At 65.7% G+C, this 8,213-nt stretch carries 5 protein-coding genes; 1 reads left to right on the forward strand and 4 read right to left on the reverse strand.

Annotated elements, in window-relative coordinates; all coding sequences use genetic code 11:
* Positions 1-9: 9 nt before the first annotated feature.
* The 3 genes from lpdA to P3W85_RS31345 form a co-directional block, all read right to left on the reverse strand.
* Positions 10-1,446 carry a dihydrolipoyl dehydrogenase gene (gene lpdA, locus P3W85_RS31335; protein WP_017225905.1) on the reverse strand — a complete coding sequence of 479 codons (1,437 nt, stop codon included), beginning with the start codon at positions 1,444-1,446 and terminating at the stop codon, positions 10-12.
* Between the two features lie 132 nt (positions 1,447-1,578).
* The gene (gene odhB, locus P3W85_RS31340) at positions 1,579-2,841 is read right to left on the reverse strand and encodes a 2-oxoglutarate dehydrogenase complex dihydrolipoyllysine-residue succinyltransferase (RefSeq protein ID WP_276267617.1); all 1,263 of its coding nucleotides are present in this window, start codon (positions 2,839-2,841) and stop codon (positions 1,579-1,581) included.
* Positions 2,842-2,938: 97 nt separating this feature from the next.
* Complete coding sequence (locus tag P3W85_RS31345; RefSeq protein WP_017226135.1) at positions 2,939-5,794, reverse strand: 2-oxoglutarate dehydrogenase E1 component; 2,856 nt, start codon at positions 5,792-5,794, stop codon at positions 2,939-2,941.
* Between the two features lie 465 nt (positions 5,795-6,259).
* Between P3W85_RS31345 and P3W85_RS31350 the strand changes: the two genes are divergently transcribed.
* Positions 6,260-7,921, forward strand: coding sequence for a SulP family inorganic anion transporter (locus P3W85_RS31350; protein WP_430869658.1), 1,662 nt, complete (start codon positions 6,260-6,262; stop codon positions 7,919-7,921).
* A 52-nt stretch (positions 7,922-7,973) separates the two neighbouring features.
* Here P3W85_RS31350 and P3W85_RS31355 read toward each other — a convergent pair.
* On the reverse strand, positions 7,974-8,213 hold a 240-nt coding region (locus P3W85_RS31355; protein ID WP_276267619.1), incomplete at its 5' end, for a glycerophosphodiester phosphodiesterase family protein.

An 8,213-nucleotide genomic window follows, 5' to 3' on the forward strand; every position in this document is an offset into this window, starting at 1 on the left:
GCTTACGCCTTACATATTGAGCTGGCGCTTGTCGACTGCGAGTGCGGCTTCGCGCATGACTTCCGACATCGACGGATGCGGATGGCAGGTGCGGCCGATATCTTCGCTGGCGGCCTTGAACTCCATCGCCACCACGGCTTCGGCGATCAGGTCCGACGCATTCGCGGCAACCACGTGCACGCCCAGGATCTCGTCGGTCTTGGCATCGGCCAGCATCTTGACGAAGCCGTCCGAATGGCCCATGCCCAGCGCGCGGCCGTTGGCGATGAAGGGGAACTGGCCGGACTTGTACTCGCGGCCTTCGGCCTTGAGCTGCTGCTCGGTCTTGCCCACCCATGCGATTTCCGGGAAGGTGTAGATCACCCACGGAATGCAGTTGTAGTCGATGTGCGGCTTCTGGCCGACGATGCGCTCGGCAACCGCCACGCCTTCGTCTTCCGCCTTGTGCGCCAGCATCGGGCCACGCACCACGTCGCCGATCGCCCACAGGCCCGGCACCTTGGTGGCGCAGTGGTCGTCCACCTCGATGAAGCCGCGCTGGTCGGTAGCCAGGCCGATCGCCTCCAGGCCGAGGTTGTCGGTGTTGGGCACGCGGCCGACCGAGACGATCAGGCGATCGACTTCCAGGGTCTGGGCAGCGCCGTCCTTGTCGGTGTAGCTGACGGTGACGTTGTCCTTGCCGGTCTTGACTTCATTGACCGTCACGCCCAGGCTGAACTTCAGGCCCTGCTTGGTCAGCAGCTTCTGCGCTTCCTTGGCCACGCCTTCGTCGGCGGCGCCCAGGAAAGCCGGCAGCGCTTCCAGCACGGTCACTTCGGCACCCAGGCGGCGCCATACCGAACCCAGCTCGAGACCGATCACGCCGGCGCCGATCACGCCCAGCTTCTTCGGCACGCCGGCGAACTTGAGCGCGCCTTCGTTATCGCTGACCAGCACGTTGTCGACGGGAACGCCCGGCAGGTGGCGTGCCTTGGAACCGGTGGCGACGATGACCTGCTTGGCCGTCACGACTTCGGTGCCGGCCTTGCCGGCGACTTCGACCTGGAAGCCTTCGGCGGTCTTGCCGACGAACTTGCCATAGCCCTTGAGCAGCGTGACCTTGTTCTTGCGGAACAGGAACTCGATGCCCTTGGTCATCTTGCCGACGATATCGTCCTTGCGCTTGAGCATCTTGGCCACGTCGACCTTGACGTCACCCACGGTGATGCCGTGGTCGGCGATGTGATGCTGCACATTCTCGAACTCTTCCGAGGACGCCAGCAGTGCCTTGGAGGGGATGCAACCCACGTTCAGGCAGGTGCCGCCCAGGCGCGGTTCGTCCTTGGGATCGTCGTAGGCATTGCCTTCGCAGCAGGCCACGTTCAGGCCCAGCTGGCCGGCACGGATGGCGGCGATGTAGCCGCCGGGGCCGGCGCCGATCACCAGTACGTCGAATTGTTTGCTCATGGAAATTCCTTATGCAGCCCGGGCAGGGCAAACTCGCCCGCCAGGCCGCCTTTCAACTCTTCGGTCCGTCGTGCCCGCCGCGCCGTGCGCATTGGCGCGCGCGGCGGGCAAGACCTCAGGCTATGCGGATGATTACAGGTCCAGCAGCAGGCGTGCCGGATCTTCCAGCGCATCCTTCATGGCGACCAGGCCCAGCACGGCTTCGCGGCCGTCGATGATGCGGTGGTCGTAGGACATGGCGAGGTAGTTCATCGGACGGATCACGATCTGGCCGTCTTCCACCACGGCACGGTCCTTGGTGGCGTGCACGCCCAGAATGGCCGACTGCGGCGGGTTGATGATCGGGGTCGACAGCATCGAGCCGAACACGCCACCGTTGGAGATGGAGAAGGTGCCGCCGGTCAGTTCTTCCAGCGACAGCTTGCCGTCACGCGCCTTGACGCCGAATTCGGCGATCTTCTTCTCGATGTCGGCCAGGCTCATCTGGTCGGCATTGCGCAGGATGGGCACCACCAGGCCGCGCGGCGAGCCCACCGCGATGCCAATGTCGAAGTAGCCGTGGTAGACGATGTCGTTGCCGTCGATCGACGCGTTGATCAGCGGGAACTTCTTCAGCGCGTGCACGGCGGCCTTGACGAAGAAGGACATGAAGCCCAGCTTGACGCCGTGTTCCTTCTCGAAGCGGTCCTTGTACTTGTTGCGCAGGTCCATCACCGGCTTCATGTTCACTTCATTGAAGGTGGTGAGGATGGCATTGGTGGCTTGCGATTGCAGCAGGCGCTCGGCGATACGGGCGCGCAGGCGGCTCATCGGCACGCGCTCTTCCGGACGGTCGCCCAGGGCAGCGAAGTCGACCGGGGCGGAAACCTGCTGCAGCGCCGGCTTGGCGGCGGCCGGAGCCGGTGCTGCCTTGGCGGCAGGCGCGGCGGCGGGAGCAGCCGAAGCGGCCAGCACGTCGCCCTTGGTGATGCGGCCATCGCGGCCGCTGCCGGCGACCTGGCTGGCCGACAGGCCACCTTCGGCCATCAGCTTGGCAGCGGAAGGCATGGCCACGGCGCCGGGATTGGCGGCAGCGGCCGGTGCGGCAGCCGCCGGCGCAGGCGCGGCAGCAGGGGCCGGTGCGGCAGCGGCCGGAGCGGCGGCGCCAGCGGTGGCTTCGGTGTCGATCTTGGCGATCACTTCGTCGGCAACCACGGTGTCGCCGTCGTTGCGGACGATCTGCGACAGCACGCCAGCCGACGGGGCAGGCACTTCGAGCACGACTTTGTCGGTCTCGATTTCAATCAGGATTTCGTCTTGGGCAACGGCTTCGCCCGGCTTCTTCTTCCAGTTCAGCATGGTTGCTTCTGCAACCGATTCAGAGAGTTGCGGAACCTTGACGTCAACAATAGCCATGGTTAGGTATTTCCTCGATGTATTCGTGTGTGCTTCAGGCAGGCGGCAAAAAACATGGCGGAGCGCGCCGTTGCGCGCGCCGCCATGCTGGCCACGATCATTTGGTCAGGACAAAGCCCTTGAGCTTGGAGAACGCCGCATCCAGCAGCGCCTTCTGTTGCTCGTTGTGCTTGGCGTAGTAGCCCACCGCCGGCGATGCCGAGGCGGGACGACCGGCGTAACCGAGCTTCTGACCTTCGCCCATGTTTTCCATGATGTAGTGCTGGACGAAGAACCAGGCGCCCTGGTTCTGCGGTTCGTCCTGGCACCACACGATTTCGTTGGCGTTGGGGTACTTCTTCAGCTCGGCTGCCACTGCCTTGTGCGGGAACGGATACAGCTGTTCCATGCGGATGATGGCGGTATCGCTGGCGCCACGTTCCTTGCGGGTGTTGACCAGGTCGTAGTAGACCTTGCCCGAGCACATGACCACGCGCTTGACCTTGCTGGCGTTCAGTTCCTCGTGATCGGGGATGACCGTCTCGAAGTGGCCCTTGGCCAGGTCGGACAGCGGCGAGACCGCGTCCTTGTTACGCAGCAGCGACTTCGGCGTCATGATCACCAGCGGCTTGCGGAACAGACGGATCATCTGGCGACGCAGCAGGTGGAAGATCTGGGCCGGCGTGGTCGGCTGGCAAACCTGCATATTGTGGTCGGCGCACAGCTGCAGGAAGCGTTCGATACGCGCCGAGCTGTGTTCCGGACCCTGGCCTTCGTAGCCGTGCGGCAGCATCAGGGTCAGGCCCGAGGCGCGGCCCCATTTCACTTCGCCGGAGGAGATGAACTGGTCGATCACCACCTGGGCGCCGTTGACGAAGTCGCCAAACTGGGCTTCCCAGATCACCAGCGCGTTCGGTTCGGCGGTGGAGAAGCCGTATTCGAAGCCGAGCACGGCCTCTTCCGACAGCACCGAGTCGATCACCGTGAACGGTGCCTGGTTTTCCGACACGTTCTGCAGCGGCACGTAGCTGCCGGCATCCCAGCGCTCGCGGTTCTGGTCATGCAGAACGGCGTGGCGGTGGGTGAAGGTACCGCGGCCGGCGTCCTGGCCGGTGATGCGCACCGGGTAGCCCGAAGCCACCAGCGAGGCGAAGGCCAGATGCTCGCCCATGCCCCAGTCCAGCGACTGCTCGCCACGGCCCATGTTGGCGCGGTCCTTGACGACCTTCTCGACCAGCGGGTGCAGCTTGAGGTGTTCGGGGGTGGTGGTGATGCGTTCAGCCAGGCGCTTGAGCTCGGTCACCGGCACTGCGGTGTCGGCGGCGTCGGTCCACTTGCGGTTCAGGAACGGCATCCAGTCCACGGCGAACTTGTTCTTGAAGTTCGACAGGACAGGGTCGACCGTGTGCTTGCCCGCATCCATGGCAGCGCGGTATTCCTTGACCAGCTGGTCGCCGAAGTCGGCGGCCACCAGGTTCTGCACGGCCAGCTTGTCGGCGTACAGCTTGCGCGTGCCCGGGTGCTGGGCGATCTTCTTGTACATCAGCGGCTGGGTGACGGCCGGGGTGTCCTGCTCGTTGTGGCCCAGCTTGCGGAAGCAGATGATGTCGACCACGACATCCTTCTTGAACTCCATGCGGAAGTCCACGGCCAGCTGCATGGCGAACACGACGGCTTCGGGATCGTCGCCGTTGACGTGCAGCACCGGCGCTTCGATCATCTTGACGACGTCGGTGCAATACAGCGTGGAACGCGAGTCGCGCGGATCCGAGGTGGTGAAGCCGATCTGGTTATTGATCACGATGTGCATCGTGCCGCCCGTGCCGTAGCCGCGGGTCTGTGCCAGGTTCAGCGTTTCCATCACCACGCCCTGGCCTGCGAATGCCGCGTCGCCGTGCACTTGCACCGGCAGCACTTCGGCATGGCCTGCGGGCTCGCCGCGGCGTTCCTGGCGGGCCTTGACCGAGCCTTCGACGACCGGGTTGACGATTTCCAGGTGGGACGGGTTGAAGGCGAGCGACAGGTGGACCGGGCCGCCTTCGGTGGAGACGTCGCTGGAGAAGCCCTTGTGGTACTTCACGTCGCCGGCCGGCAGGTCGTCGACGTGCTTGCCTTCAAACTCCGCGAACAGGTCCGCCGGCATCTTGCCCAGCGTATTGACCAGCACGTTCAGGCGGCCGCGGTGGGCCATGCCGATCACGATTTCCTGCACGCCCTTGCTGCCGCTGTGCTGGATCAGTTCGTCCATGGCAGCGATGAAGCTCTCGCCGCCTTCCAGCGAGAAGCGCTTCTGGCCGACGTACTTGGTGTGGAGGAAGCGTTCGAGGCCTTCCGCCGCGGTCAGGCGGTCGAGGACGTGCTTCTTCTTCTCGAGCGTGAACACCGGCTTGGAACGCGTGGTTTCCAGGCGCTCCTGCCACCAGCGCTTTTGCGCCTGGTCGCTGATGTACATGAACTCGGCGCCGATGCTGCTGCAATAGGTCTCGCGCAGGTTGTTGAGCAGCTCGCGCAGGCTCATCGATTCCTTGCCGAAATACGTATTGCTGGCGTTGAAAACGATGTCGAGGTCGCTTTCGGAGAAACCGTAGAAAGCCGGGTCGAGATCCGGCAGGGGCGGACGTTCCTGGCGCTTGAGCGGATCGAGGTCGGCCCAGTGGGAACCGATGTTGCGGTAGGCTGCAATCAGCTGCGTGGCAGCGACGCGCTTGCGCCCCATATCGGAGTCGGCGGAGGCAACGATGGTCTTGATCGGGCCAGCCTTGGCGCGCTCGGCGAACGAGGCGACGATGGGCGCGTGGGGGATGTCGCGGGCGCTGGAGCCATCGACGGCCGGCACGTTCTGCATCGCGTCGAAATACGCGCGCCAGTTATCGGGAACCGAGGAGGGATTTTCGAGGTAGGCCTCGTACAGCTCTTCCACATAGGGGGCATTGCCGCCGAAGAGGTACGAATTGCTCTGATACTGCTGCATCATGGGGCGCTCACTATTCTCCGGGAATGCCGGAGTAAAGCGGGTTCATCAACCTTCCGCGACACGGCTTGACCGGTTAGCGGATTGCAAACAACTCTTTCGGGGCAACAACCGAAGCACATCAAATGCATCATTATGCAAACGGCACCGCGACGGGTGCCGGTCTGTTCAGCTGCATTTGTTCAGTCGCCCCCAAAAGGGTCAGTTGTGCGTGGAAGGACCTAAGTCTTCACTCGCATAAGGATAGCACGTTTGGCGCGCAGCCCGAGCGATTTTTGCCGGCAATGCATCCGTACGGCTTCCAGTGTTGCGCGCAGGCAAACGCAGGGGCCGCCGGACGGCCGCGAAGGCAGACGGTTCGATAGCATGGGACGAAACAACAATGGAGAGATCTGTGCACTTCCCGCCATCCCCGCATCACGCCGCCCCCGCTGTCCTGGCGCGCCCGGCCAGCCAGGGCAAGACGGCATGATGCCCGCCCCTACCGCCGGCACGGCCCCGACCGGCGCCACGCCCGGCGCATGGCGCGCCGACCTGGTCGCGGGGCTGGCCATTGCCGGGCTGCTTCTGCCCGAAGCCGTGGCCTACTCCGGCATTGCCGGGCTGCCCCCGCAAGCCGGCGTGATTGCGCTGTTTGCGGGGTTGCTGGTCTATGGCCTGCTCGGCAGCAGCCGTTTTGCCATCGTTTCGGCCACTTCGTCGTCGGCCGCAGTGCTGCTGGCAGCCACCACTGCCGCAGCCGAGGGTGACGCCGGACTGCGCATCGCCCTCGGCGCGGCGGTCATCCTGATGGCGGGGATGCTGTTCCTGCTGGCCGCGGCGTTGCGCCTGGGGGCGATATCCAACCTGATCGCCAAGCCCGTGCTGCGTGGCTTCGCCCTGGGACTGTCGCTGACCATCGTACTGAAGCAGTGCCCGAAGATCCTCGACGTAAAACCGGCACACGGCGATTTCCTGCGCCTGGCGTGGGACCTGCTCGCTGGCTGGCGCCACTGGAACCTGTCCGGCGCGGCACTGGCCCTGGGCGCGCTGGCGCTGCTGCACCTGTTCGCGCGCTGGCGCGCGGTGCCGGGCGCGCTGCTGGTCATCGCCGCCGGCATCGCGCTCGACCTCAGCGGCTGGACCCAGTCGCATGGCATTGCGGCCGTCGGCAATATCGCCCTGCAGTTCTCGATGCCGCGCGTGCCAGGCCTGACCACGGCCGACTGGATGCGGGCGGGCGAACTGGCGGCGGCGCTAGCGCTGATCCTGTACGCCGAGAGCTACGGCTCGATCCGCACTTTCGCCATGCGCCACGGCGACAACGTCTCGCCCAACCGGGACCTGGCCGCGCTGGGGCTGGCCAATCTCGCCTCGGGCCTGTTCCAGGGCATGCCGGTGGGCGCGGGCTTCTCGGGCACCTCGGCCAACGAATCGGCCGGCGCGCAAAGCCGCCGCGCCGGCCTGATCGCCGGCGCCGTGGTATTCGCCGCGGTGTGCACCCTGCTTCCCTGGATCTCCCGCACGCCCGAGCCCGTGCTCGCGGCCATCGTGATCCGTGCGGTCGGGCACAGCCTCAATCCGGGCAGCCTCAAGCCGTATTTCGACTGGCGGCGCGACCGCCTGGTCGCGCTGACCGCCTTTGCCGGCGTGCTGCTGCTGGGCGTGCTGCACGGCCTGCTGCTGGCGATCGTGGTCAGCCTGGCCATGCTGCTGCATCGCCTGTCGCGTCCGCAGGTCAGCTGGCTGGGGCGCCTCGCCGATAGTCACGACTTCGTCGACACGACGCGCCATCCCGAGGCCGCGGCGCCCAAGGGCCTGCTGATCGCGCGCCCGGAGGTGCCGCTGTTCTTCGGCAACGTCGATAGCGTGCTCGGCAACGTGCGCCAGGCACTGGCGCGAGACCATCCTCAGTATGGTCTGGTGCTTAGCCTGGAAGAGTCGCCCGATCTCGACGGCACCACGCTCGAAGCGCTGGGAGAGCTGGCGGTCTTCGCGAGGGCCCACGGCATGCCGCTGCGGCTTGCCCGGGTCAAGGACGAAGTGCGGGATTTGCTGGCGCAGGCACACAACCCCGCCATCCCCGAGGAAATGTGGCGCGGCTGGAGCGTGGACGACGCTGTGCGCGAAGCGATGGGAGGCGGGGACTAGGAAGCCCGGCCAGCCGCCCCGCTCCCGGGGCGGCGCCCTGTCGCCTTGAAGGCTAGGCCTGGCGCGGCGCGATCGCGTCCACCGAATCGGTGATCAGCGCGTCCAGTCCCCAGCCGAGCAGTTGCGCCGCGCGGGCGGGGTCGTTGACGGTATAGCAGGTCACGCGGAATCCGGCGTTGTGGGCCGTGCGGATGACGTCCTCGGTGAGTTCGCGATGGTTGGCGTCGAGCGCCACGCAGTCCAGCCGGCGCAGCCGCTCCAGCCAGTCCTGCGGCAGCGTGTCCAGCAGCAG

This window comes from Cupriavidus basilensis, from assembly GCF_029335485.1.
GTDB lineage: Bacteria > Pseudomonadota > Gammaproteobacteria > Burkholderiales > Burkholderiaceae > Cupriavidus > Cupriavidus basilensis_E.

What these genes read in the sequence shown, in the direction of transcription:
- P3W85_RS31345 (WP_017226135.1), bottom strand. Translation starts at nt 5,794, where the DNA reads ATGATGCAGCAGTATCAGAGCAATTCGTACCTCTTCGGCGGCAATGCC.
- P3W85_RS31350 (WP_430869658.1), top strand. Translation starts at nt 6,260, where the DNA reads ATGATGCCCGCCCCTACCGCCGGCACGGCCCCGACCGGCGCCACGCCC.
- odhB (WP_276267617.1), bottom strand. Translation starts at nt 2,841, where the DNA reads ATGGCTATTGTTGACGTCAAGGTTCCGCAACTCTCTGAATCGGTTGCA.
- lpdA (WP_017225905.1), bottom strand. Translation starts at nt 1,446, where the DNA reads ATGAGCAAACAATTCGACGTACTGGTGATCGGCGCCGGCCCCGGCGGC.